The sequence below is a fragment of the Psychrobacillus sp. OK032 genome (assembly GCF_900111345.1).
GTDB lineage: Bacteria > Bacillota > Bacilli > Bacillales_A > Planococcaceae > Psychrobacillus.
Genome location: NZ_FOGY01000005.1, coordinates 68,533 through 95,022, shown reverse-complemented (window position 1 = coordinate 95,022; position 26,490 = coordinate 68,533). Strand labels below are relative to the sequence as shown.

General features: G+C 36.5%; 28 protein-coding genes and 1 pseudogene. 20 read left to right on the top strand and 9 right to left on the bottom strand.

The features are described 5' to 3' along the window. Positions 1-36 precede the first annotated feature (36 nt). Positions 37-183 (top strand): annotated as a pseudogene (locus BMZ04_RS22005) (transposase); the annotation flags it as partial. A 105-nt stretch (positions 184-288) separates the two neighbouring features. On the opposite strand, the gene BMZ04_RS11150 reads toward BMZ04_RS22005, so the two are convergent. From BMZ04_RS11150 to BMZ04_RS11135, 5 genes are all read right to left on the bottom strand, one after another. Beyond that, a complete protein-coding gene (locus tag BMZ04_RS11150) occupies positions 289-1,401 on the bottom strand; it encodes a TolB-like translocation protein (RefSeq protein WP_093269964.1) in 1,113 nt (370 codons plus the stop codon). Between the two features lie 64 nt (positions 1,402-1,465). Next, positions 1,466-2,932 (bottom strand): sensor histidine kinase, encoded by a 1,467-nt coding sequence (locus BMZ04_RS11145; RefSeq protein WP_093269961.1) that lies wholly within the window; start codon positions 2,930-2,932, stop codon positions 1,466-1,468. 3 nt (positions 2,933-2,935) lie between these two features. Next, entirely contained in the window at positions 2,936-3,613 is a 678-nt protein-coding gene (locus tag BMZ04_RS11140; RefSeq protein WP_093269959.1) for a response regulator transcription factor, read from the bottom strand. Between the two features lie 250 nt (positions 3,614-3,863). Beyond that, entirely contained in the window at positions 3,864-4,040 is a 177-nt protein-coding gene (locus BMZ04_RS22390; protein ID WP_177184415.1) for a hypothetical protein, read from the bottom strand. A 199-nt stretch (positions 4,041-4,239) separates the two neighbouring features. Next, the gene (locus BMZ04_RS11135) at positions 4,240-4,356 is read right to left on the bottom strand and encodes a YjcZ family sporulation protein (protein ID WP_093269956.1); all 117 of its coding nucleotides are present in this window, start codon (positions 4,354-4,356) and stop codon (positions 4,240-4,242) included. A 314-nt stretch (positions 4,357-4,670) separates the two neighbouring features. Here BMZ04_RS11135 and BMZ04_RS11130 point away from each other — a divergent pair, with 314 nt between their 5' ends. From BMZ04_RS11130 to BMZ04_RS11120, 3 genes are all read left to right on the top strand, one after another. Then, positions 4,671-5,069 (top strand): YmaF family protein, encoded by a 399-nt coding sequence (locus BMZ04_RS11130; protein WP_093269953.1) that lies wholly within the window; start codon positions 4,671-4,673, stop codon positions 5,067-5,069. Between the two features lie 486 nt (positions 5,070-5,555). Beyond that, on the top strand, positions 5,556-6,797 hold the full coding sequence (gene sstT / locus BMZ04_RS11125) for a serine/threonine transporter SstT (RefSeq protein ID WP_093269950.1): 1,242 nt from the start codon (positions 5,556-5,558) through the stop codon (positions 6,795-6,797). Positions 6,798-7,089: 292 nt separating this feature from the next. Further along, positions 7,090-8,268, top strand: a complete 1,179-nt coding sequence (locus BMZ04_RS11120; RefSeq protein ID WP_093269947.1) for a NupC/NupG family nucleoside CNT transporter — start codon at positions 7,090-7,092, stop codon at positions 8,266-8,268. Between the two features lie 101 nt (positions 8,269-8,369). Here BMZ04_RS11120 and BMZ04_RS11115 read toward each other — a convergent pair whose 3' ends face one another. Continuing rightward, complete coding sequence (locus BMZ04_RS11115; RefSeq protein WP_093269945.1) at positions 8,370-8,852, bottom strand: Hsp20/alpha crystallin family protein; 483 nt, start codon at positions 8,850-8,852, stop codon at positions 8,370-8,372. 224 nt (positions 8,853-9,076) lie between these two features. On the opposite strand from BMZ04_RS11115, the gene BMZ04_RS11110 reads away from it, so the two are divergent. From BMZ04_RS11110 to BMZ04_RS11095, 5 genes are all read left to right on the top strand, one after another. Next, positions 9,077-9,280: a helix-turn-helix transcriptional regulator gene (locus tag BMZ04_RS11110; RefSeq protein ID WP_093269942.1), complete on the top strand. Its 204-nt coding sequence runs from the start codon at positions 9,077-9,079 to the stop codon at positions 9,278-9,280. Next, a complete protein-coding gene (locus tag BMZ04_RS11105; protein ID WP_093269939.1) occupies positions 9,281-9,958 on the top strand; it encodes a DUF3169 family protein in 678 nt (225 codons plus the stop codon). Between the two features lie 197 nt (positions 9,959-10,155). Beyond that, entirely contained in the window at positions 10,156-10,299 is a 144-nt protein-coding gene (locus BMZ04_RS22385) for a hypothetical protein (protein WP_177184414.1), read from the top strand. A gap of 361 nt (positions 10,300-10,660) precedes the next feature. Next, positions 10,661-10,870: a hypothetical protein gene (locus BMZ04_RS11100; RefSeq protein WP_093269936.1), complete on the top strand. Its 210-nt coding sequence runs from the start codon at positions 10,661-10,663 to the stop codon at positions 10,868-10,870. Between the two features lie 145 nt (positions 10,871-11,015). Further along, complete coding sequence (locus BMZ04_RS11095; protein ID WP_093269932.1) at positions 11,016-11,546, top strand: hypothetical protein; 531 nt, start codon at positions 11,016-11,018, stop codon at positions 11,544-11,546. Between the two features lie 636 nt (positions 11,547-12,182). Here BMZ04_RS11095 and BMZ04_RS11085 read toward each other — a convergent pair. Together BMZ04_RS11085 and BMZ04_RS11080 are read right to left on the bottom strand one after the other, a co-directional pair. Next, on the bottom strand, positions 12,183-12,416 hold the full coding sequence (locus BMZ04_RS11085; protein WP_093269926.1) for a hypothetical protein: 234 nt from the start codon (positions 12,414-12,416) through the stop codon (positions 12,183-12,185). 170 nt (positions 12,417-12,586) lie between these two features. Then, entirely contained in the window at positions 12,587-15,604 is a 3,018-nt protein-coding gene (locus BMZ04_RS11080) for an efflux RND transporter permease subunit (protein ID WP_093269924.1), read from the bottom strand. 358 nt (positions 15,605-15,962) lie between these two features. Here BMZ04_RS11080 and tsaA point away from each other — a divergent pair, with 358 nt between their 5' ends. The 11 genes from tsaA (at position 15,963) to BMZ04_RS11025 (ending at position 25,091) form a co-directional block, all read left to right on the top strand. After that, positions 15,963-16,427, top strand: coding sequence for a tRNA (N6-threonylcarbamoyladenosine(37)-N6)-methyltransferase TrmO (gene tsaA / locus BMZ04_RS11075; RefSeq protein ID WP_093269919.1), 465 nt, complete (start codon positions 15,963-15,965; stop codon positions 16,425-16,427). A gap of 118 nt (positions 16,428-16,545) precedes the next feature. Beyond that, positions 16,546-17,019, top strand: a complete 474-nt coding sequence (locus tag BMZ04_RS11070; RefSeq protein WP_218145521.1) for an MgtC/SapB family protein — start codon at positions 16,546-16,548, stop codon at positions 17,017-17,019. Positions 17,020-17,146: 127 nt separating this feature from the next. Then, on the top strand, positions 17,147-18,130 hold the full coding sequence (locus BMZ04_RS11065) for a glutaminase (RefSeq protein WP_255367906.1): 984 nt from the start codon (positions 17,147-17,149) through the stop codon (positions 18,128-18,130). Positions 18,131-18,757: 627 nt separating this feature from the next. Then, positions 18,758-19,177, top strand: a complete 420-nt coding sequence (gene nikR / locus BMZ04_RS11060; protein ID WP_093269911.1) for a nickel-responsive transcriptional regulator NikR — start codon at positions 18,758-18,760, stop codon at positions 19,175-19,177. A gap of 35 nt (positions 19,178-19,212) precedes the next feature. Beyond that, complete coding sequence (locus BMZ04_RS11055; protein WP_093269908.1) at positions 19,213-20,826, top strand: ABC transporter substrate-binding protein; 1,614 nt, start codon at positions 19,213-19,215, stop codon at positions 20,824-20,826. Between the two features lie 59 nt (positions 20,827-20,885). Next, positions 20,886-21,830, top strand: a complete 945-nt coding sequence (locus BMZ04_RS11050; RefSeq protein WP_093270678.1) for an ABC transporter permease — start codon at positions 20,886-20,888, stop codon at positions 21,828-21,830. Further along, positions 21,827-22,690: an ABC transporter permease gene (locus BMZ04_RS11045; protein ID WP_093269905.1), complete on the top strand. Its 864-nt coding sequence runs from the start codon at positions 21,827-21,829 to the stop codon at positions 22,688-22,690. The genes BMZ04_RS11050 and BMZ04_RS11045 overlap by 4 nt, the downstream gene beginning before the upstream one ends. A gap of 16 nt (positions 22,691-22,706) precedes the next feature. After that, positions 22,707-23,630: an ABC transporter ATP-binding protein gene (locus BMZ04_RS11040; protein ID WP_093269902.1), complete on the top strand. Its 924-nt coding sequence runs from the start codon at positions 22,707-22,709 to the stop codon at positions 23,628-23,630. Continuing rightward, positions 23,620-24,213: an ABC transporter ATP-binding protein gene (locus BMZ04_RS11035; RefSeq protein ID WP_093269899.1), complete on the top strand. Its 594-nt coding sequence runs from the start codon at positions 23,620-23,622 to the stop codon at positions 24,211-24,213. The genes BMZ04_RS11040 and BMZ04_RS11035 overlap by 11 nt, the downstream gene beginning before the upstream one ends. 124 nt (positions 24,214-24,337) lie before the next feature. Then, a complete protein-coding gene (locus BMZ04_RS11030; RefSeq protein ID WP_093269895.1) occupies positions 24,338-24,508 on the top strand; it encodes an NAD-dependent epimerase/dehydratase family protein in 171 nt (56 codons plus the stop codon). Next, positions 24,477-25,091, top strand: coding sequence for a GNAT family N-acetyltransferase (locus tag BMZ04_RS11025; protein WP_143128296.1), 615 nt, complete (start codon positions 24,477-24,479; stop codon positions 25,089-25,091). Before BMZ04_RS11030 ends, BMZ04_RS11025 begins: the two co-directional genes overlap by 32 nt. Positions 25,092-25,175: 84 nt before the next feature. Here the strand turns inward: BMZ04_RS11025 and BMZ04_RS11020 are convergent, their stop codons facing one another. Continuing rightward, a complete protein-coding gene (locus BMZ04_RS11020) occupies positions 25,176-26,390 on the bottom strand; it encodes an NAD(P)/FAD-dependent oxidoreductase (protein ID WP_093269888.1) in 1,215 nt (404 codons plus the stop codon). Positions 26,391-26,490 lie beyond the last annotated feature (100 nt).

Here is a 26,490-nt window from a genome sequence, read left to right as displayed (position 1 = left end):
GAGCTCACCGCTTTTTTCGTCTCCTTTATGGACGATGAAATTTACCTGGAACCAGTTTTTGGATTCTTGAAGGCTAATTTAGGTTTTACGCGATTTTCTGTTCGTAGAAAATCTAAGGTCGAACACGAAATCGACCTCGCATTAATGGCCGTAAATATCCGAAAATATGTGGCAAGAGTATAAGCTCTTGTCCACATAATATTAAAATATGAAAAAAGTGAAATAGTGCTTGCGATTTCACTTTTTTCATTTATTAAGGCTACTTCTGTCCCAGCCTCTTTGATTTTTTTATTTATCTGATTGGACTTGAAATACCTCAATAGTGTCGATGGTTTCTTTTCCAGGAATAGTCGTACTTATATAGAAGGTATTCGAGTCCATACTCCAATACCCAGTGTGAGATATAACACCATATAAATCTGCGTTTTGCATAATCAATGATGGGTTGGAAACTTTTCCATTCACTAGCTCAGCTATATAAACATTTGTTTTATACTCTTTACCTACTTGGACAGGGGCATCGAATAGAATTTTGTTCTCATCTGGTGATAGTTTGTAAAATGGTATCCAAATACCTTCCTCGTCTTCACCACCTGCTACAAGTTGTGTTACTTGTTCTGTTTTCAAATTCAGTGTATAAATCCCAGATTTTCCGTTGTACATGTCGTTAAAGATAATGGTTTCTTCGTCTAAAAAGTGATAGCGGTCCATCGAATCTATTTTTTCTAATGGGGATAATTGTTCCATATCACCATTTTCCGTCAAATGATAAAATCCATAACCTTCTTGTAATGAGTTTCCTACAATATATATCCCATTACTACTCGTTTGGAAGGATGAAATGGATAAACCATCCCACTCAAACATGTCTGAGATTGTCCAGGATGTTTTTTGTTCTGTTGCAAGGTTTGTTTTTTCTATAACCATGTCACTTTGCTTTTCAATAACTTGAATGACTGTTGACCCTTCTACATTACCAAAGTATGTCATGTATTCTTCTGAACCTGTTCCAATGAACTGTTTTGTATTCGTTTGAAAATCGAGTACATAAAATTCCTCGTTCACAAGAGACAAGGCGCGTTTGCCGTCCTCAGATAACAAATAGAATGGTTCATCTGCTATTTTTTCTTTTTTCATCGTCTCCAAATCAAGACGATAGGTAGCTTTGTTTTGATTGTAAAATAAATTGTTCCCTTTGAAACCGGTGTGTTTTACTTCTACATCAATAGGTATGGAACCATCATGTTTTGCGATAATACTGCCATCCGTTAAAGCACTTTCTAATTTGACATCTTCGGAAATGGTTACGGTTTTAGTAGTTGCATTTCCATTCATCGTGCATCCTGCTGCGATAATACTGCTTATTGTGAGTACTGCAATTCCTTGCCATTTTCGTTTCATTTTTTATTCCTCCTATTAGTAGCTTGCATACATAGCATAAGGAATTGTTGTTTCGAATCTTGTCTTAGTTGTTGCCAGAATGTTGCCAACGAGGAATAATGATTGTTACAACTGCCTGTCCCAATTTTTCTTCAAACATAATGGTACCTTTATGACGTTCGACTATTTCGGCACAAATAAATAAACCTAAACCGGAACTACCTTCTTTTTTTCGATGCACAAAAGGTTCGAAGATATGTTCCAGAATGTTTGGTGGTATAGGGAAGCAAGCATTTTTTATTAGGATTTGATCACGTACCTCTATGTCAATATCGTGACCTGGTTTACCATGCTGAATAGCATTATCGATCAAATTGATAAAAAGTTGTTTGAGTTCATTTTGATTGCCTCGTACAATAAGTGGCTCTCCACTTACCACAATGTTTGTATTATACTGTGTTGCCTTCAGCTGCATGTCCTCAGAAATCGACTGTACAAGCGGAAATAGATCAAATACTTCCGTTCGTTTATTTAGAGTCTCCGATTGATATTTTGATAATGTCAGTAATTGGGTGACCATTTCATTTAAACGATCGCTTTCACTTCTTATTTTTTGAGTGGCTTTGCTAAGAAAGATAGCATCGTCAAAATCCTTTTCTCCAATAATTTGTGCATACCCTGATATGGTCGTAAGGGGAGTTTTTAATTCATGGGTTACATTATTAAAAAAGCTCCTACGCTTTTCTTCTAATAACATGACCTTCTCTTTTTCCCGTTCAATTGTCTGGATATGTTGCTGAATTTCATGTTGCATCAGCTTGAAATGCTTCGCAAGTTCGCCCATTTCATCGGTTCTATTGATTGCAGGAATGGGCTGATAATCACCTTGTGCCATTCGTTTGGTCGCATTTGTTAAGTCATGAAGTGGTTTAGTGATCTGGTTTGTTATTAATAAAGAGATTATAAAGACTCCTAAAAATAGTAAGATAGTAAGTAGGGTGAAGCTTCTTAATAATCGCTCGTTATGCTGAAAAACATCTGTATAATCAGCGGTAAATCGAATGACACCATAAAAGGTATCTTCGATATAAAGCGGATATGCAAAATAGAGAAGTGTTCCATTTTCAACGGGTTGAATAGTGTAGGCCGATTTATTTTGAAATGCCTGTTTTAATTCCTCACTACTCTCATTTTCTACATTCGTTTGATAACGTTGATGTTCAATGAGTAACGATTGGTCAATGGGTGCTGCTTCATATATAAATTGCCCAGTCACATCATATAGAGCCACACTTTGGTCATTGATTTTACTAAGCTCATTTGCAATGGTGTAACTATCTTCTATAAAAAAGCTTCCGTCTTGTTTATGTAATTGTTTAAATTGTTTCATATATTGTTTCGTTGCAAATTGTAACGTGGTAACATCTGATTCTAAATTGGTTGTCGTATGATTTTCTAGCATATTTGCCAATACGAAGTTAAATAGAAATGCAGCCACCGTAAACAAAAAGAAAAACCCTACAAAGAATTTTTTTCGAATTGTCCATTTCATCGTTTAGTTTCCCTTCATTTTATAGCCTATCCCAAAAACAGTCTCAATAATGGAGGAATCCAGTTTCTTCCGGATTCTCTGTACATGTACATCGACCGTCCGAAGTCCACCTTCATAATCCATCTCCCAAACGGTATCTAGGATCTCTTCTCGTGAAAACACACGATTTTTATGTTGAGCTAATAATAACAACAACTCATATTCTTTAGGCTTTAGCACTACCACCTCATTGTCTTGGAAGACAGCGTATGCCCGAGGATCAATATGAATCGATTCATTTACTTTTATAGAGTGAAAGGGAGTTTGTGATGAATTTCGTCGTAGTAATACTTTTACCCGTGCAATGACTTCTCTAACATCAAATGGCTTGGTCATATAATCTTCAGCTCCGAGTTCTAGTCCTAAAACTTTATCTACAATATCATCACGAGCAGTTAGCATTAGGATTGGTAAATTACTATTAGACGTAATCTCTTTGCATAACTCAAAGCCTGTTGTATCAGGTAACATTAGGTCTAAGATAACCAGGTCTATTTCTATTCCTTGAAAATATTCTAAAGCTTTCTTCCCGGTAGAAGCACCATACACACTAAATCCTTCTTTACGTAAAGCATAAGATAATATATCGTAAATGGATTCCTCGTCTTCTACTATTAAAATTGTTTTCTTTACAGTATTCATTTTACACATCCTCTAAAAAGCATCTATTGTTCATTTTACTATAAAGTTGTTTCTAAATTATTGCTGCTAAATAATGTTCGTTAGTGATAAGGAGTCAAAAAGGATGAGATAGGTAGCTACAATAAATTCGCTGGAAGTTCGTCTCTACACGAAATCACTTGCATGGTATTTATCAAAGTAACTAAATAATAAACGAATCCCCATCTGATTTACAGATGGGGATTATTTGACGCTTACTTCTATCTTAATGCTATATTAAAAATAGAGTTGCGATTAAGAAGAAAGGTATAAATTCTCTTCTAAAGCGATTTCGTATAAACATTCCTCTTCCTGGTACAACGCCATCTATCATTCCGATGCGTCTTCTACCCATTCTATCTCTCACCATAATCCGACGGCCCATATTTCTCATAGCGAACGGTTCCATAATATCCCTCCTTTCTATTGTTTAAACATTCTTTGATTCCGTGTTAAAAAAATCCCCTTTTATTGGTGATCGTATATTTCTCCATCCAATAATCTAAAATAAAGGGCAGATTGCCTTGAACCTGCCCATTATCCTTATTAATTGTGGTGGTAATACTCAATGACGCGGAAGCTATCAAATATTATCCATCACATAGAGATTAGTAAGAACTCATAAAAGAAGCGCCCACGATGATAAGGAGAATAAACAATACGACAATCAATGTAAAGCTTGAGCCCGTGTTGCCACTGCCACCGCTATAGTTTCCATCACTCATATATTTTCACCTCTTACATTAAGATTAAGGATTACTTGAATTCATCCTTAAAGATATATTATGTCAAAAATATGAATAGACTTGGACTAATGTGATAAGTATCACAACGTTGCGTTGTATTAATTTCATAAAATATTAAAATACCCTAAATAGATACTCTGTGTTAGAAACATTCATGTTTGTTTCTGACACAAAGAACAAAATTAATCGGATTCCAATAAGCTTAAGTGTTATTATTTTTTTCTTTTATTCATAAAGCCCTTACTCAACCAATAGTATATAGAGCAGTCTAATTTTAAGGGGGCCTCTGTTTAATGATTAAAGATTTACATGAAAAAGAAACAAACCTAAAAGAGAAGAACATTAAAGAAGAGCAGGCTAACAAGATTAAAGCTTCAGATGAAACAAATCAAACGCATGTTCATGAATTTTTGGCTAGTACCAAATTAGCTGAAGAAGGAGATGACAGACATAATCATCGTTTTGCAGGCGTTACGAGTGAAGTAATTCCGAGAGGGAATAGTCATGTACATGTTCTAATGGTTAATACTGATTTTTTAGATCATCATCACGAGGTTGCAATAGAAACAGGGCCTGCTATCCGTGTTGGCGATGACAAACACGTACACTTTGTCAAAGGTACTACTACCCTTGATGATGGGCATGTGCATCCGCTAGAATTTGCTACATTGATTCAAAAGCCACTAGTATAAAGGTAGCTTAGTTCTCAGGACATAATATTTGGTTGTTTTTTCCGAAAACGGCTCTTTACATTCGATTTCTTCGCCTGTTTCTATATCAATAAATATGATTGTTACATTAAAATAGCTGCCATGTGTAAGAAACATTCATGTAAATACAGACCAGCTTGAATGATAAGATTTTCATGTTTGTTTCTTGCTAGGGAACAATAGCTATGAATTTAAAAGCCACAATTACTGAAAAGATTCAGTAATTGTGGCTTTTTTATTGTTTTCATAATGTCCCTGCCTTGTCCAAAAGTTCCCTAAATAACGGCTAAAACAGGAAAATCTTCACAATATAAACCAAAATATAACGTAAAAAAACAATTCAAAATTCTAAAAGTATATGTTAAGATAAAATATCAGTCTATTTAAAGATAAAATAAGTACATATTATTTTAAGGGGAGAAGTGGCTGTACGTATTAAATCTTAAGAAAATTTTGGGGGATAGTATGATGAAAAATTTATTAATTAAGTGGAATCAAATGAGCCTTGTTAAAAGGATCGTTATCGGTATTATTGTCGGAGTTATCTTAGCTTTAACCCTTCCTAATGCCGCAAGTGGAGTCACTATTTTAGGTTCCTTATTTGTCGGTGCATTAAAGGCAGTTGCACCAATATTAGTATTATTCTTAGTGATGCATGCCATTGCCGGTCATAAAAGTGGTAAGAAAACGAATATGAAATCGGTTCTTGTTCTTTATGGTCTTGGTACATTCCTAGCAGGGGTTGTCGCTGTTCTTGCAAGTTTTATGTTCCCAGTTACATTAACACTCAAAACAGGAGCAGAAGATCTTGCGCCACCTGAAGGTATTGTGGAAGTTGTTCAAACATTATTATTTAACTTAGTTGCGAATCCAGTTGATGCATTAGTCAATGCTAACTATATAGGTATATTAATGTGGGCAGTCGTACTTGGGATTGCATTAAAGAGTGCAAATCAAAATACGAAAGACATGTTGGGTAGTTTTTCAGATGCAATCACTAAAGTAGTACAATGGGTGATTAATTTAGCACCGCTTGGTATTATGGGGCTTATTTTTGACTCAATCGTAACAACTGGTCTTTCTGCTTTACTTGAATACGGTAGATTAATTTTAATTTTAGTTGGGTGTATGTTGTTTATCGCATTTGTAGTGCATCCGTTGCTCGTATTCATGTATACGCGAAAAAATCCTTATCCACTTGTATTATTGGTTTTAAGAGAAAGTGGTATAACTGCATTCTTTACACGTAGTTCAGCTGCGAATATTCCAGTAAATATGAAATTATGTGAAAAACTTGGTTTAGATGAGGATACTTATGCTGTATCAATCCCTCTAGGTGCTACTATCAATATGGCTGGTGCAGCCGTTACAATTGCTGTGCTAACGCTTGCAACAGTAAAAACGCTTGGTATTGAAGTTGATTTTATAACAGCAGTTATGCTAACTGTTGTAGCAGCTATCTCTGCTGCTGGTGCATCAGGTGTTGCAGGTGGATCACTTTTACTAATCCCACTAGCATGTAGTTTGTTTGGTGTTCCAAATGATGTTGCCATGCAAGTTGTTGGTGTTGGTTTTATCATCGGTGTTATTCAAGATTCTTGTGAAACTGCATTGAATTCATCTTCTGACGTACTGTTCACAGCTGCTGCTGAAGAAGCTAAAGAACGTAGATTAGGAAAACACAGCAAAGCAGTTCCTGTTAATTCTTAAAAAATAGGACAATTGAAGTTTTAAAAGCCACGATTACCGAAGATGATTCGGTGATTGTGGCTTTTTCGTTTTGTCATTTCGTACATATATATGCCTTGAATTCAAATAAATGCAATCAAAGTGTTACAATTTGGTGAACCGCTTACATAAAATATAATATTCTTTTATCAAGATGGGTAACATGTAAAAAATAGTATTTGGACATACTGAGTTAAAAATGTATACTTAGTAAGTTGGATGGTCAGACGTCCAATCTTCTAAAATTACAACTTAGTGGAGGCATTAAATTTAAATGAATTATTTAATCTCAATCGTAGGCTTAATTGTTGTTCTGGCTCTTGCCTGGGTTGCAAGTAACAATCGTAAAGAAATAAAAATTAGACCAATTATCCAGATGCTCATTATTCAAGTAATTTTAACTTTTTTATTACTGAATACGAAATTTGGATTGATACTTATTAAGGGAATCGCAGCTGGGTTTGAAAAATTACTCGAATTCGCTAATGAAGGAATCAATTTTGTATTTGGTGGCCTTGCTAACGAAGGACAAGCTCCTTTCTTCTTAACAGCTCTACTTCCTATCGTATTCATCTCAGTTCTGATAGGAATTCTGCAGCATATTAAAGTGCTTCCTTTCATTATGAAATGGATTGGGTGGGTAATCAGTAAAGTAAACGGCATGGGTAAATTAGAATCTTACAACGGAGTAGCATCTGCTATTGTTGGACAATCTGAAGTTTTTATTACCGTGAAAAAACAGCTTGGTCTATTATCTCCTCAACGTCTATATACACTTTCTGCGTCAGCGATGTCTACAGTATCGATGTCTATTGTCGGAGCTTATATGACGATGATTGAACCGAGATATGTCGTAACGGCAATCGTGATTAATTTATTTGGAGGATTCATCATTGCTTCCATCATCAATCCATACACTGTAACCGAAGAAGAAGATCTCCTTGTTGTGCAATCAGAAAAACAAAGCTTCTTCGAAATGTTGGGCGAGTATATTTTAGATGGATTCAAGGTTGTAATCATAGTTGCGGCGATGTTACTCGGATTTGTTGCACTAATGGCAGGAGTAAATACCTTATTCGATATGATATTTGGGGTCTCATTCCAACAAATTATTGGTTATGTCTTTGCCCCATTTGCGATTTTAATGGGTATCCCTGTTTCAGAATCAGTAACAGCAGGCGGTATTATGGCAACTAAATTAGTTACAAACGAATTTGTAGCGATGCTCTCATTAAATGATTTAGCGTCCAATCTGAGTGAACGATCAATCGGAATCATTTCCGTATTCCTTGTTTCCTTTGCAAACTTCTCTTCCATTGGAATCATTTCAGGTGCTGTAAAAGGTCTTCATGAAAAACAAGGAAACGTTGTAGCACGAATGGGCTTGAAACTTTTATACGGAGCAACGTTAGTGAGCGTATTATCAGCAGTTATTGTAAGCTTTATCTTATAATCAAAAAAAGAATTAACCAAAATAGAAACCAGGTCATAGTGTTTAAGCTATGTTCTGGTTTCTTTTTGTTTATATACCTAGATGATCATACAACTATCCTCTTATACTCGTTCGTCATCAATTGTTAGGTATCTTCGCTTAATACTTTCCTTTGGGAAGCTGATTGTTAATATTTCATTTTCAAAAGAGACTTTTGCTTCTTTTTCGGGGATTGTAAATGGAAGGGATACTATACGCTCTCTTCGTTGATAAAACTGTTTTCTGCCTGTGTGGGTCGGATATTTAACTTCTTCCTGAAGAGAGTCCTCCACACCTATCCTTAGCCTGTTTCCGACGATTTCCAATTGAATCTGATTCCGATTGCATCCTGGTAATTTTGCTTCAACAATCACATTCGACTCGTTTTCAAACGTGTTAACACTAAGGGGATCAGCGATAAGGTGAGTGTTCATTTGCTGAAAGAATTGATTGAAAAAAGTATCTATCTGGTTTATGAAATTCCATAGTGGTTGTTCGCTAAATCCAGATGTATTGACTAAGTGATCATTATTCCTGGTTGGCAGGTTGTCATTTTCAAATGGCATTCTTATACCTCCTTCAATTTTTGATATTCATAAATAAATTATGTAGGAGAGGAGGAATGGAGTGGGCGGTACTTACATTCTTCCGCTGGACGAGGATCTACATCTGTACATAATTACGCTGAGGGGAATTGCTCAATTGGATGACTTGATTTATTGTCAATTTGACAAATATACTTGTCAAATTGACTGGTGTTTGTTACACTTTTTTATGAGGGGGATGCTATATGAAAACTCGGCTGAAAGAACTAAGGGCAAGGGATGGGTTAAACCAAACGCAGCTTGCCAAGCTTACTAAAGTTTCAAGGCAAACGATTAGTTTAATTGAACGGGAAGAATTTATACCTTCCTTATTAATTGCTGCTCGAATTGCACGTGTTTTTAATGAACCTGTGGAAAGTATATTTCTGATAGAGGAGGATGAGTTATAAATGAAAACAGTGATCCAACTTATATTTAGCGGTGTAGTTGGTTTTGTAGTGGTTACACTTATGCTAAATAATTTCACGGTAGACTTTTTCGAATATGCGGATGCTATAGTTTTTACATTATTGTTTATCATTTTCATATTGTTAGTTATTAGCTTTATATTGTATTTGCAAGTGAAAAAACTACATCACACTGAAGCGGATGGGGACGAAGAAGATGAAGTGGATTTGTTGATATATAAAAAATTTGCTGATTACTCATTTTTTGTTCAGTCTAGTATTGTACTTTCGGTGTTGGTTTTATGTACAACCGTTATTACATCACAAAGTATCTTCTTCACGATTATTGCCATAGTTACTATGATTCTAAGTTATTTATTTACGATTTACATGACAAACTTAATACGATTAATATATCCTGAACGTAAGATACCGAAAGTTACAGATTCAAAGTATGATGAAAAACTGTTAGAAATATCGGATGAAGGTGAAAAACATGTTATGTTCATTGGATTCTATAAATCCTATCATTTAATGAATGTTGCTTTATTCATTGCCATTGTACTTGCTACTTTGTATTCCATTTCTACGGATCATTCTCAGCTGTTCTCCATAATTGCCATGAGTATTGTATTAATAATTGTAAATGGGAAGTATTGTTTTACCATTCGAAATAAATGAGATTGTACTGCTGAGAAACGATTTCTATTGACAATTAATTGCTTACAGGTGTTATTTGGTTACTCTTACTCTCAGTACGCTAAGCAGCGGTGATGGCTCATCGCTCACCCTGCGGAAAGCGTCCGTCTGTAGCGGAAATCATAGCGGTCAACAAAGTATTTTCTGAGTCCATTTTATAATAAAAGGGAGGAGAATTTATGAAAAAGAGAGTGTTTCTCTATTTGTTAGGATTAGCAATGTTTATTGTTGGTTTTTATTTATTTAAACAATGGAATATGATTGGTAGTGTTCTAATGGTGCTTGGAGGTGGAACTTTAGTCACTGCTGCTTCATCAAAGTAATCGCCTGTTGTATTCTTACTTAGCACTATAGCCAAATAAAAAAGCACTATCTCCAAGGAGATAATGCCTTTTTTCTAAAGAATTCTTTGTTCCTAAAGAACTCTTGCGGGTTTGGCACCCATTAATGTCGACTAACCTAATAATCGATAGTATGGATGTCAAAACATATTTATTACTAGAGACTTAGTATAGCACAAATGATTTCAATAAACAATATTTTTATGGGGAAATTGTACATGGATTCTTAAAGAGGTGGTATAATAACACATTGAGGTAGATTGGGATTCATGAATCTAATAGAACGAAAAAGTATTTAATGCTTCTTCGATACTTAAATAATAACGCCATCGGAGGTGTCGATTTGAATAAAAAATGGACAATAGATCAAATTAGAGATTATGTCAATAAGAATTCAGAATGTACATTGCTTTCATCTGAATATATAGGGTATTCACAAAAACTACAGTTTAAATGTTCTTGCGGAACCCTTTTTGAAAAAACCTTAACAAAATTTAAAGGTAGCAATCAGAAAAAATGTTCTAATTGTTTAGAACCTAGAACCCCACGTTAAATTTTTGTCGGTTTAAAAAGTCGCTCCACATTCTGCTAAGTCAGAAGTTGGGCGACTTTTTATATATTAGAAAAAAGATTAATAGAAATAAGATATAATCGTTTTAAGAGTATTCTTTAACTCTTAAAGAAGGGGATTGCTTAACGTGATTAGACTAATTAAAAAGACAAGTAATGAGACGTTCTATTGTCAAGTTTGGAAAGTGGAGAAGAATATTCACATACTGTCTGGCACTCTAGGGTTTAGTGGTGAAGAGGAAGAAATCCCACTCAGGTTATTTGAAAGCTCCAAAAAAGTTATGAAAAAATTAGCTACAGAGAAGGCGAATCAGGGCTATGAATATGTTGATGCAGAGTCGTTGATCAAATTAGCTGTACAATATCGTTATGAAGAGGAAGAGCAATTCGAAGAGGCCGAGGAAAAGAGTTTATTTGTGGACGATTTATTAGACGAAGCTTTGCACTCAACTGGAAATGGGGAGTACGATGGTTCAGAAATTGGTGATGGTGCTGGGATTACTTTTTGCTTCGTAATAGATGTTGAAATAGCATTGGAAACAATAATGAAAGAGCTATCTAAACACAATGTACTAGAGGGAGCTGAAATAGCCTTTTTAAATGGAGAAGGTGCATATGTTTCGCTTTATCCAGAAGGTGCAGTTTTTGAGCTTGTATAAATTCTTGGGGAACAAGGGCTAGGAACGCCACCTCTTATGGAAGGCAATCTAAATTCGCCGCGTCCTGCTCCTGCGCGAAGCTCGTCGCAAAAGTTCTGTGCTCCTGCGCGAAGCTCGTCGCAAAAGTTCTGTGCTCCTGCGCGAAGCTCGTCGCAAAAGTTCTGTGCTCCTGCGCAAAGCTCGTCGCAAAAGTTCTGTGCTCCTGCGCGAAGCTCGTCGCAAAAGTTCTGTGCTCCTGCGCAAAGCTCGTCGCAAAAGTTCTGTGCCCCTGCGCAAAGTTCATCGCAAAAGAAGTTTTGCGGTAACGATTGCATGATCCACGTCCTGTGGGACTCGGGCGCCTTCGATACCAACATCGTGTTGGCCTGAGGAGGCTGAAGCCAAGCCCACGCCAAAGTGAAGTGTTGGTCCTTGCTGAATTTGATATACCACTCTATGCATCTGAAATTGGGATTATCTACAGTCTGAAGCGTACAATTTAATGCCCGCTTTCCTTTGACTAAAAGAGCGGCTAGTTACGATATTCAAAGCCCACATTATTAAAAAAATGGTATCTGGATGCGGGTTTTATTGCCTGATATGCCAAAAAGCTGATACGGTTTGTTCTCGCATTATCAAAACATTGCTCATAATTGGTTATTTGTCCTTACCAGTGACTATAATTACTGGGGTATCATTGTTGCTGATGTATGTGGGCAGTACTTGCTCCTGGTTATTTTTTGCATAGAACTCTTCTTGGAGGGCAATATTCGCCTCAGTTGCAGAGCTAGCTCCTTTTCTGTAAATAAGTTTATTGTCCTCATTCATTATTTCATTCAACTCAATATTTGCTTCAGCTGTTTCCATATTTTGAAACTCATTTTTTTTCATTTTCTTCACTCCTATTACTTTTTAGTATGTAACGAATAGAGAGGAAAATACGATATGTATCGAATTTCTTGTCAAACTAAATTCACTTCCCCGAAAAAGAGTGAAGTAAAAACCAGACCATAGAGTTAGCTAAGGCCTGGTTTAATATGTTCACATTAAGATGATGCTTCTCACTCAGCTACTTGATTCATCCGCTGTTTCTTAGACTTTTTAAAATAAAGTAATTCATATATACATGGAATTACAATCAACGTCAGAAGAGTTGCCATAGCTAACCCACCAATAACAACAATAGCAAGACTTTGTGATACTAAACTTCCTGATTCGGCTTGCTTCATTAATAATGGAAGCATTGCACAGATCGTCGCAATTGCGGTCATGAATATTGGTCTCATTCTTGTTGCTGTTGCTTCGACAAGTGCATCACGAATAATCATTTTTTGTTCATTTTGTTTCACTCGGTCTAATAATACAATCGCATTTGTTACGACGATTCCAATTAGCATTAATGCTCCAAGAAGAGCTGTAATATCAACTGATATTCCGCTAATAAGGATACCTAAAATGGCTCCAATCGCAGCAAGTGGTAATGAGCAAAGAATAGCAATTGGTGCTTTGATTGATTTAAATGTGATTACCATTATTAAGAATACAATTCCAATCGATACAAGCATAATAAGGAATAAATCTGTAAAGTCTTCTGCTTGTTGGCTACTTGAACCACCGATAAGAACGTCTACATTCACTGGTATATCCATACCTTCATTGCTCTCATTATCGCCGAAAATTTCGAGATTTACTGCGCTAGAGATTTCTGATAGCTTTGTAGGATCTACGGAAGCTGTTACTCGAAGGTAGGTATCTCCGTCTTTATGGAACTGATTAGTTGATCGTTCTTCACTTTGTAATGTTGCAATCGATGATACAGGGACAAGACCTGTATCGGTCATAACTTGGATCTTTTCCAAGTCTTCTGGTGTTTTCGTATCAAGGAGCGGTTCCAAGAATACCGTTTTTTGTTTATCATTTAAACTAATAGTTCCGATTGGTGTTTTATTTAACATGACACCTAACTGTTGTGCAACTTGTTCTGTGTTTCCTTTTGTCGGGTCAACTACAAGTGAGTGTACCGTTTTCTTTTCGTCTTGATTGGTCGTTACTTCTTCTACACCTTCAATATTCTGCACTTTTTCTTTTATAGCTGTTGCTACTTCTTCTAAATCCGTTACATTTTCACCAACGACATCGATTGTAATATTTGCACTTGCTCCACCCATCATAAAGGAGGCTGCAGTTAATTCTAAAATAGCATCGGGATAGTCATCTTTTTTCTTTTCCATCTCATTGATGATATGTTCGGTATCTTTTTTATCATGCAATAAAATACTGAAGGATGCTTCTGTTGGTGAACCAACATAGCCATATTGAGCTGCTTCTGCTGGTGAACCTACTTGTGAAAACACATGTTGCACTTCATCTATCGCTAGAATAGATGATTCTAGTTCCAATGTCTTTTCTTTTACTTCTTCTATTGGTGTATCATTTGGGTAACTAAGTGTTGCCATAACATAGTCAGCTGAAGAATTATCAACTGCACCTTTAGGAATGACAAAATAAGTACCGATTGATCCGAAGAATAGAAGGATTGAAATTGTAAAGACAATCCATTTATGGTTTAAGGACCACGTAACTAGTTTTGGAAAACGAACAGCTGGCTTATGTTCAGGCATCTTTGTATTCTTTAATAATCCTGCACTCATTACTGGAACAACAGTTAACGCTACAAGCAATGATGCAAGCAAGGAATACGTAACCGTTAAGGCAAATGGTAATAGGAATTCTTGTAAACCACCATTCAATAAGCTCATAGGTAAGAATACGGCTACAGTCGTTAATGTAGAAGCAGTAATTGCGACACCTACTTGCTTCGTTGCGTCAATAATCATTTGGACGGAAAATTTCTCTGTTTGCATTTTGCGGAAAATATTCTCGATTACGACTATACTGTCGTCCACTAGACGTCCAACTGCAACAGCGACACCGCCAAGCGTTAATATATTCAGTGTTACTCCAGACATCGACAGTAGGAATAATGTAAAACATAGCGATAAAGGAATCGATACAATTGTAATAAAAGTAGTACGTATATTTCGTAAAAAGAGCATAATGACAATCGTTGCAAATAGTGCACCAAGAAGCACTTCTTTTATCATCGTATGAACCGAATTTTTAACTAAATCAGCTGAGGATACGTAAATTACAGATTCTTGCTGAGCATATTTTTCATTGATTTCCTTTGTTACTTTTTCAACTTCTTTGCTAATTGTTACAGCATTAGATTGACTGTCTTTCGTAATGCTAATGTCTAAGCTATCTTTTCCGTTAAAACGGCTAATGAAATTCGTATCTTTTGTTTCTTCAATCGTGGCGATGTCGCTAAGCGCTACATTAGGAGCTACTGTTAATCCTTTTAGTTTTTCAATGCTTGTGACATCCCCGATTACTTTAATATTGCTCGTTTTACCGTCAATTGTCTTTTCTCCAACAGCAACCGCAGTATTTTGACCTTGAAGTATACCCATAACGGCTTGAAGAGGAATTTGATGTTCAGCCAATTTTTCTTCATCAATCTTCACAGAAATAATGGAATCTGTAACTCCATATACATCAACATTAGAGACCCCTTTGATCTCTTGATATAGAGATTTAAGCTCATCTTTTGCGAAATCCATGTTTTCTGTTGTCAAACCATCATCAAATGTAACGGCAAGGTTGACAATTGGAATCATGGAAGTATTTAGCTGTGATATAGTGGGTTTAGATATATAGGGAGGAAATGCCACATTGCTAATCACATCCTGTACATCCTGTTTCGCTTGCTTCATATCAGATCCTGCCTCGAAGAACAGGTCTACTTTTGAAAAACCATCTCCGGTTGTAGAATAAACGGATGTTTTTCCATTTATTCCTGTAACAGCTCTTTCAATTGGTATAGTCACTTCCGACTCCATTGTTTTGGAGTCAGTACCATGACCCATAGAAATTATAGTCACTTGCGGATTATCCGCAGCGGGTAAAAATTCCATTGGTAGTCTAAAATAACTGACAACACCTATCACTAATATTAATATCGTTAATACAGCGACAGCGGCCCTGTTACCAAAAGCCCATTTAGTAAACGTCGACATAGAAATAATTCCTCCTAAAAATAACAATTTTGCACCAATAAAAATGAAAAAAAAACAGATTTGTAGAAAACTTTAAAAATTTTGCGGAATTTAATGTTTATAAAAGCTCCTTTCTAACGTTTAAGTTCTTATTTCATTGTATGAAATAGAAAAATGTTCCACATTGATCCTTAGAATTAACTTTTTCTACGACCTGAGACCTAGAAGGAAGTAAAATGCTGTTGCTGATGACTTAGGGGGAAGGCATTTACTTATTTTTTTGTTTTTTGATAAAAATAAACTATTACTCTTTATCATTAGTACGTAATTTTCATTTTATTATTGTATGTTATTATTTTCCTATATAGGAGTGAGATAAATGAACAAGTTTACGATCAGTTCTATTGGGGCAGTGCATAATGCACGTAAAACTCCAGAAGACGATTATTGGGGTGATGTAATTTCAGAAATAAAGTTAAATAATGAATGGAGTATGAGCAGTTTGGATGGAATTGAGTCTTTCAGCCATTTGGAAATTCTTTTTCTTTTTCACCTTGTAACAAACGACATAATTCAATATTCATCTAGACATCCTAGAAATAACGAAGCGTATCCGAAAGTCGGCATTTTTGCCCAAAGAGGAAAAAATAGGCCAAATAAAATTGGACTAACAGTTGTAGAACTAATTAAACGAGAAGATAATTGTTTAACGGTTAGAGGGTTAGACGCAATAGATGGTACGCCTATAATCGATATCAAGCCTGTGATGAACGAATTCTTACCAAAAGGAGAAATAATACAACCACAGTGGGCGACTGATTTGATGGCTATCTATTGGGAATAAGTAGAACTTGCCTAAAATTTGTTATAGTGTTCAGTGAGTCTAGTTGTGGCTATAATGAAGGCAGAATGATTTTGGGTGAAAGTCTTGATATGAGTAAATTTCGAAGGAGTAATGCACGGTGAGTTTTATTACATCATTATTTGATTCACATGTTGAATTATATATTAGATTAATTATAGCGACGGTTGTCGGTTTTTTTATTGGTTTAGAAAGAGCTATTAAAGATAAGCCCGCAGGTATTAGAACACACATATTAGTATGTTTAGGATCGACACTAGCGATGGCTTTATCAACTTTAAACCATGGTCCATATATGGATCCTATGCGATTAGCAGCCCAAGTAATTAGTGGTATTGGTTTTCTTGGCGCAGGCGTAATTTGGATTGATAAGGGTAATGTTAAACGGGGACTTACTACTGCTGCAAATCTTTGGATTACTGCGTGTGTCGGTTTGACAATAGGTTATGGAGCATATGATTTAGCCATTATCACTGCAATATTAATGTTTATTGCGATGAACTTACCAAAGCTTGTGGTAAAGATGGGGATATTACCATCAAGAGAGCAAGATGATGATAGTGATGGGGAGTAGTCTATCGGTTTAAATCTGACTAATATAGCAAAAGCTACAATTACCGTAATTAGCGGTATTGTAGCTTTTTTATGATGATCTAAACACATGAGCAGTTATAGAATAGGAGATGGAAGCAATAGAAAAAATTAGTAAAGATGCAATTACTCAAAGAAGTAATCAAAATCAGAAATTAATGGATGATTGGGTAACATATTATCGCGCTTTTACTGCTGAAGGGAAAAATGCCTCCTATATTCCAGCTTTAGAAAATGCGGACTCAATGCATCTAGGTATTACAATAATCGAGCCAAATGGGACTATTCTAAAGTCCGGAGATTCAGATGTTACGTTTACATTACAAAGCGTTTCCAAAGTAATCAGTTTTATAGTGGCATGTATGCATCATGGGATTCCATATGTATTGGAAAGGGTTGATCTAGAACCAACTGGTGATCCGTTTGACTCGATTATTCGTTTAGAAATGCATAAACTAGGAAAGCCATTAAACCCTATGATTAACGCAGGAGCAATAGCCGTTTCTGCGATTCTTCCAGGACATAATCCGGCAGCCAAGTTAGAGTCCATATTGGTCTTATTGGAAAAAATGCTAGGGAAAACTCTTATATATAGTGAAGAAGTATTCCGTTCAGAATGGGAAACGGCAAATCGAAATAGAGCACTCGCCTATTATTTAAAAGAAACAGGCTATTTAGAAATAGCGGTAGAGGAAGCATTAGAGGTTTATTTGAAGCAATGTTCGATTGAAGTAACGACAGAAGACATTGCTTTAATGGGGTTAATTTTAGCACTTGATGGTTATCATCCGATTCGTAAAGAACAAATACTTCCTAAAGAAGTTGCTAGATTAGCAAAAAGCCTAATGCTTACTTGTGGAGTATATAATAACTCAGGTCGATTTGCTGCATTCATTGGAATTCCAACAAAGACTGGGGTTTCAGGGGGAATTATGTCGGCTGTACCTCCACGTGTTAGAGAAGAAGGATCTCCTTTACTAGAAGGTTGTGGGATAGGTATTTATGGGCCAGCTATAGACGAGTTTGGAAGTAGTGTGGCTGGTGTATATTTACTAGAGAAAATAGCTAAAACATGGGATTTAAGTATTTTCTGAAATTTATAGGTTAAAGGCTCTACAAATTACGAATAGTGTAATTTGTAGAGCCTTTTAAAGTCGTAATTAACTTCATATATAGGAAGTTCGCCTTGCAATTTCTTCTGCAATTTTTAAACCATGAAGGCGTCCATCTTCAATATAAACACGATTTGTTATGCCGCTTGTAACAACTCCAGATAGAAAAACGTTTTCGACATTTGATTCATACGTCTTTGGATTAAAGGAGGGTACTAATGTAGAAGATTCTGTTTGAATTCCGATACTTTGAAGCAGTGTAATATTTGGTTGGTATCCGATGAGGGAAAATTACATAGTCATTTTGTATTGTAACTGTTCCTTCAGGAGAATTGAATATACTTGTGCGAAAAATTATATTGAACAAACATAACTACTATATTAAATTTCGCATTTTCCTAATTATAGGAAATTCTTTATCTTACCTTTCATTTTTATATTGCTACCAGAGGTAAAGAAACATATAATCAAAATTAGTTAAATCTGATTTTATAAAATATTTAGAATTATATTATTTAATTGTTGTTGGTAATTCTATACGCATATCCGTGTTACCTTTCGGATAAAACGTGTTACGGCATGAAAATTTACTTTAAAGGAGGCGGCAAAATGCAAGATATATCATTAAAAAGATTCGGAGTTTCAATGGAAGGGAAATTGCTTCGGAAGTTTGACGATTTAGTCAAACAGAAAGGCTATGAAAATCGTTCGGAGGCCGTTCGCGATCTTGTTCGTGAGGCAATTGTTCAACAATCATGGGAAGATAGTGAGCAAATTATTGCAGGAAGTATTCTTTTATTCTATAACCATCACCAACGAAATTTGCTAGAAGAAATGACGAAAATTCAGCATAGCGTTCACGACGTCATCCTTGCAACGACACATTTCCATTTGGATCATGATAGCTGTCTAGAACTAATTGTTGTTAAAGGAAAAGTGAAAGAAGTTCAAGAGCTTAGTAATAAGCTAACGAGTTTAAAAGGTGTAGGATACGGAAGTTTTACAGTGGCACCAGTAGCACAGTTGTAAGTTTACCAAGCATAACAATTAAAGGAGAATGATATATGACAAAGAAAATTTTCAGGTTAATAGTAATAGCTGTGTTCACTTGCTCCATTATATTGGCAGGTTGTTCAACATCAAAATCTAGTCAAAATAATGATAACAATGAAGTTAGTCCAAAAGATGAGCTTGTATTGGCATTTGGATCTGAACCTGAAACAGGATTTGATCCAGCAACTGGGTGGGGACGTTATGGTTCACCACTATTTCAAAGTACACTTTTAAAAAGAGATGACAAACTTAATATTGTAAATGATCTTGCAACAAGCTATGAAGTAAATGATGATGGAAAAGTTTGGACAGTGAAACTAAGAGATGATGTAAAATTTTCAGATGCTGAGCCATTAACAGCAGAAGACGTGAAATTTACATTTGATACAGCGGCGAATAATGGCTCGATAGTCGATTTGAATGGATTGGAAAAAGTAGAAGCAGTTGATAGTACTACCGTTAAGTTCACACTCAAGGAAGCGCGATCAACATTTGTTAATAATCTAGTTGCAACTGGTATTGTCCCAAAGCATGCATATGGTGAAAATTATGCCGAAAATCCTGTAGGATCAGGACCTTTTCAGCTCGTACAGTGGGACAAAGGACAGCAAATAATCGTTAAAGAAAACCCTGAATACTATGGCAAAAAGCCGTACTTTAAAAAAGTTACTTTTGTATTTTTAAATGAGGACTCTGCCTTTGCAGCTGCTCAAGCGGGAACAGTTGATCTTGCCTACATCCCAGCTGCATTTAGTAAACAGAACGTGACTGGTATGAAACTAGAAGCAGTAAAAACGGTAGATAATCGTGGAATCGTATTTCCTTACGTGAAGTCAGGTAATTTTACAGAAGATGGCTTACCAATTGGTAATGACGTAACAGCAGATTCAGCCATTCGACATGCTATTAATATTGCAATGGATCGAAAAGCTCTAATTGAAGGTATATTAGAAGGATACGGTTCTCCAGCTTACACTTCAGTTGATGGTCTTCCTTGGTGGAATCCAGATACAGTTATCGAAGATGCTGATGCAGACGGGGCGCGTAAACTACTAGAAGAAGCAGGATGGAAAGATACAGACGGTGATGGAATTCTTGAAAAAGACAATATAAAAGCAGAATTCACTCTCTATTACGTAGCGGATGATGCGATAAGACAATCCCTTGCCATTTCCGTTGCAGATATGATGAAACCACTCGGTATTCATATAAAGGTAGAAAGCGGTAGTTGGGATATTATTGGACAAAAGATGTATTCCGAAGCTGTTCTTATGGGATGGGGAAGCCATGACCCACATGAAATGTACAACATCTATGGTGGTGCTAATGCTGGGGTAGATTACTATAATACAGGCTTTTACAAAAATGATACAGTGGATGGATATTTTAAACAGGCTCTTCAAGCTAAAAGTGAAGCAGAAGCAAATGAGTTTTGGCAAAAAGCACAATGGGATGGAACGACTGGTTTAAGTGCAAAGGGAGATGCTCCTTGGGCATGGTTAGTTAACATCGATCACTTGTACTTAATGAAAGAAGATCTTGATATTGGAGAACAAAGAATCCATGTACATGGACACGGATGGCCTGCAACTGACAATATTGTTGACTGGAAATGGAGTAAGTAAACTTGCGTAAAAATGTTGGGAGAAAGATTGGAATCTTTCTATTGTTGAAAGGTTTAAGAATGCTTACATTATTAGTAGCTATCTGTTTCATATCGTTTTTGTTAGTAAAAAACTCTCCGATTGATCCAATACAAGCCTACATTGGAGCGGATATGTTAAAAGTAGGACCAGAGCAGCGAGAGAAGATAGCAGAGTATTGGGGGGTTGATCAACCAGTTATGGTGCAGTTTTTGAATTGGGGATCTGCACTACTTGCTGGTGATTTAGGTACTTCCATGATTTTTCGTCGTCCGGTAGCAGATGTTATTGGAGAACGATTTATAAACTCACTTGTCTTAATGTTAACAGCATGGGTTTTATCAGGAGTGATTGGTTTTGTCATGGGTGTTGTGTCTGCCATGAAAAAGGATACTTGGATTGATCGAATAATTAAATGGTATTGTTACACGCTTGCATCTACCCCTACCTTTTGGATGGGACTTCTAATGCTCATCGTGTTTGCTGTATGGCTCGGCTGGTTTCCAATCGGATTGGGTGTACCAGTCGGAGTTCTCGCAGAAGATGTGACCATAGCAAATCGAATAGAGCATCTTATACTTCCAGCGGTTACACTTAGTATTATTGGCGTTGCAAATGTTGCATTGCATACGCGTCAGAAGCTAGTAGAAGTGCTTGCGAGTGATTATGTGTTGTTTGCGAGAGCTAGAGGGGAACGCGGTTTCACTTTGTTTTGGAGACATGGCTTACGTAATGTTGCATTGCCAGCGATCACTTTACAATTTGCCGCTTTTAGTGAATTGTTTGGTGGTGCCGTGCTTGCAGAGCAAGTATTTTCGTATCCAGGTCTCGGACAAGCGACGGTCGAAGCGGGTCTTAGGGGAGACGTTCCTCTTTTATTAGGATTAGTCATATTTAGTACATTCTTTGTGTTTGCAGGAAACTTAATTGCCGATTTGATCTATTATGTTGTGGATCCGAGAACAAGGGAGAGTAGAATGCTATGATTCCAAGTCTCAAAGTTAGAAATAAAGAAGAAAGTCGATTTTTCTTAAATCGAAGACAAAGGAAGTTCATTACAAGTATTCTTTCGGCAATACTTTTGGTAACTGTTGTTGTGGTAGGAGTTTTACTCGATGAGGAGAGGATTGCAACGAATCTTATTACCCGTAATTTGGCCCCGTCTTTAGATCATCCTTTTGGTACGGATTGGCTAGGAAGAGATATGTTTGCCAGAACAATTATGGGGCTTTCATTGAGTGTGGGAGTTGGATTGATCGGAGCAATTGGCAGTACGTCCATTGCTCTTATTCTTGGTATGGCTGCAGCAACAATGGGAAAAGTAGCAGATCGTCTAATTTCATGGCTAATCGATCTTTTCTTGAGTGTTCCTCATCTTGTAACCCTTATTCTTATAGCGTTTACATTTGGAGGAGGATTTAAAGGTATTGTCATCGGTCTAATGTTAACCCATTGGCCAAGCTTAGCTCGGGTCATTAGAGCAGAAGTTATGCAAATTCGCTCTGCAGAATATGTTCAGATCTCTCGGCAGATGGGGAAATCTAAGTGGTGGATTGCTGTTCATCATATACTTCCTCATTTGACTCCACAAATCTTAATCGGCTTTATGTTGATGTTCCCCCATGTGATTTTACATGAATCTGCCGTAACATTTATAGGTTTAGGGCTGTCTCCACACGAGCCGGCTATTGGCATTATTTTGTCAGAATCCATGAAGTATTTGTCTGCAGGTATGTGGTGGCTTGCCTTTTTCCCCGGACTTTGCTTACTCCTTATTGTTCAGGCATTTGATCGAATTGGAGAAAACTTTAGATTACTAATGGATCCTACGAAAAGTAACGACTAAAATAAGGAGGGAAAAAATGCCTATCCTTGAAGTAGAAAACTTATCTATATCTTTTAATCAATATACAAGTAGTTTTAAACAGAATAATATACAAGTGATCTCCAGTTTAAATGTATCGCTAGAAGAAGGAGAAATTCTTGCAGTTGTAGGAGCGAGCGGTTCTGGTAAGAGTTTACTTGCTCATGCTATTCTCGGAATACTTCCAGATAATGCGACAATAAGTGGAACCATTTATTATAACGGCGAAGTGCTCACCGCTTCTAAGCAAGCATCGTTACGCGGGAAAGAAGTTGCCTTTATTCCACAATCGACAAACTACTTAGACCCGCTTATGCGCGTAGGAAATCAAGTTCGTACTTCCGTAAAAACGGGAGACGCGACTGCAGCACAGAGAGCGGTTTTTAAACGACTTCACTTACAACCAACTGTAGAGAACATGTATCCCTTCCAGCTTTCTGGGGGAATGGCACGAAGAACGCTTCTGTCTACGGCAATCGTAAGTGATGCGAAAGTAATTATTGCGGACGAGCCTACGCCGGGACTAGATCCAGTTGTTATGAAAGAAGCGCTAAATAATTTCAGGGAATTTGCAGACAATGGATGTGCGGTTATGCTAATTACACATGATATTGAATCCGCTTTAACGATTGCAGATAAAATCGCAGTGTTTTATGCAGGTACGACGGTCGAGGTAGCTCCTGTAGAAGATTTTACCGGAGATGGTGAAGCATTACGGCATCCTTATAGTAAGGCATTATGGAGAGCATTACCTCAAAATGATTTTATACCAATCCCAGGTTCGCAGCCTCATCCAAGTGCTTTGCCAACTGGTTGTTTGTTTGCACCACGTTGTAAAGAGGCAATACTTGAGTGCGGAAAAAAGCAGCCGGAGATGCGAAACTTACGTAATGGAATGGTGAGGTGTATCCATGCAACTTGAAGCAAAAAATATTGGATTTCGATACGACAATGGGCCATGGTTATTTCAAAATACCAATTTAACCGTGGAACCAGGAGAAATTGTAGGGCTCACAGGGCCAAGTGGTAGAGGTAAAACAACTCTTTGTCGTATCCTATCGGGATATGAAAAGCCTCTAGAAGGGAATGTAACAATTGGTGGTCTGCCAATTTCCTCGAAAGGGGTTCACCCAGTTCAATTAGTTTTCCAACATCCAGAAAAAGCGGTAAATCCACGATGGAAAATGGAGAAGGTGCTAAGCGAAGGAGGAAAACTAGACGAAGAACTGTTCGATTTATTAGGAATTGAGCAGGAATGGCTAACTCGCTGGCCTAATGAGCTATCAGGAGGTGAGCTACAACGATTTTGCGTAGCAAGAGCACTGGGACCTAGTACCCGTTTTCTTATTGCAGATGAAATGACGACCATGCTAGACGCAATCACCCAAGCTCAAATTTGGCAAGCTGTTCTGGAAATGGCTACAAAGAGAGAGATGGGAATAATTGTTGTCAGCCATGAAGCTAAATTGGTTGGAAGACTTTGTGATCGGGTGGTGAAGTTTTAAACTACATAATCAATAATATATTAACTTTGAGTCGTCCTAACATGAAAATGTAGGACGTTTTTTTATTCTCGACCAAATAACTTATGTGAAAGATAGTAATGACATCCTGTGTTAGAGCGTATATATACTTGACGAGAAGAAAGTATTAGTTACAGGAGCAGCAGGATTTATCGGTTCATATGTTGTACATGCATTAGTGAAAGAAAGCTTTACAGTAATAGTTGTAGAAAATTTATCGAACTCAAAAATAATTTTAAAACAGAATGGAGGATCATTTGGAGCTTATTCTGATTAAGTCGTATAACCATTTTAAATTCTTTGAAAAAGACTGGATTACTATTTTAGATGAAAACCAAAACACAAATCCATTCATTGAATATGAAAATGTTAGTAATTGGTTGAAGCATTCAGATGGCAAAACCGAAATAGAAATATATGCCGTTAAAGAACATAATCGTGTTATTGCTTTTTTTCCATTTCAATTGAAAAAAACTTGGTTTGGCAATGTCTTTCAGTTTCTTACTGTTGGCGATACTTATTATGTGGACATCATTGCTAGAAATAGAGACATGAAACGGATTATTATGTATGGTTTAGATAATATAATTAGTCAAAAGAAGAATGCCGTATTTCTTTTACAGGGTAAAGTAGAAGGTGGAGCCACGTTTGATAATTTATCGGATTACTTGCGAGCGAGGAATCTAAAGGAGCAAACAGCTCAAATGATAACTAGCGAAGAGGAGGTAGATGAAAACAGAAGGAAAATTATTTTTTCTACTAATACAGTCAAAGCAAAAACATATCTTAACCTCTTATTATTAAAAGAAAAGGTTAAGACCATGCGAATCAATAGAGTGAGTGCAAAAGTAAAGCGATAGCAAACTAACAAAAATTGAAGAAGAATTTGTAATGAAAATTAGTTCATAAAAACCACGAAGGGAGTACTATTTTCCTTTGTGGTTTTACTTCATCCCAAATTCCCGATGTAATTGAACAATCTCCACATCTTCATTTCTTTTGCCAGTGATCAAATCCCTTAAAATAATAGATCCTAACATACTATATACCGTGCCATTTCCCCCATAGCCTAACAAATAATAATGATTATTTTTAGTTGGGTGTTCTCCGATAAATGGTAGATTATCGATGGACTCCCCAAAACTCGCAGCGTAAGCATAGTCGATTTTCATTTCATAATTCGGAAATAGCTTTTTCGTTTGTTTTAATAAGTTGTTTGCGCGTTTCATAATTAATTCATCTGAAAAAGGGGCTTCTGGTTTGTCCTCATCTAATCCACCTGCGATTATTCTGCCATCTGCGGTTGATCGAATATATAGATATGGACGTTTCGTTTCCCAAATAAGGGCCTTCTTATGCCAGTCAGATAAATCTTTTATTGGATTACTAACAAATACATACGAGCGGTTAATATCTGCACCAATTCGTTTACCAACAGGCGTCGTTTCATAGCCAGTCGTATAAACTATATGTTTGGCATGAAATGATTGGCCGGAAGTACGAATCTCCAGAATATCATTTTCTTTCAGTACATCTAGTACGTCCACATAGGGAAAAGGATGTACTCCGAGGGCTTCAACTTCTCTTAAAAGTCCTTGTACAAATTTTAATGGATTTATTTCTGCATCACTGAAGGTAACTAAAGCACCTAACTTTGAAAATGGAAACTTTTCTTCTATATCATTTTGTTCGAAATAGTCACATGGAAATCCATACTTTTTCAAAGTAGCGTATTCATCTTTAATTTTTTCCATGTCTTTTTCATCGCTCGCATTACAAATACTAGGTCTACGAATAAAATTTGCATCTATATGTAGTCGATTTACTATTTTTTCAATGTCATCTACCGCTTCATAACAAAGCTTATAAAAGCGAACAGCCTCTTGCTCACCAATTTGCTCTATCAATTTATGTAGCATAATATCATTTGAATACTGGAGTAAACCTGTATTTGCACTAGTGCTACCAGAGCCAAACTCCCGTTTATCTAGTATCGCAACAGACAATCCAGCTTCTACTAGAGCAAGGGCTGTTAAAGCGCCGGACATGCCTGCACCGACGATTACTACATCATATAGATCAAGTTTTTCATTCGTAACTTTTGGTTTAAAGGGAGCAGTTGTTGTTGGCCAATAAAGTGTTCCATTATGTATTTTCATCACTAAAACTCCTACAATATATTTCTAGTTATATACCCATATTCTTATGATTAAACTCATACATGTTATACTTATAATGAATTAATGAAAAAGGATGTTG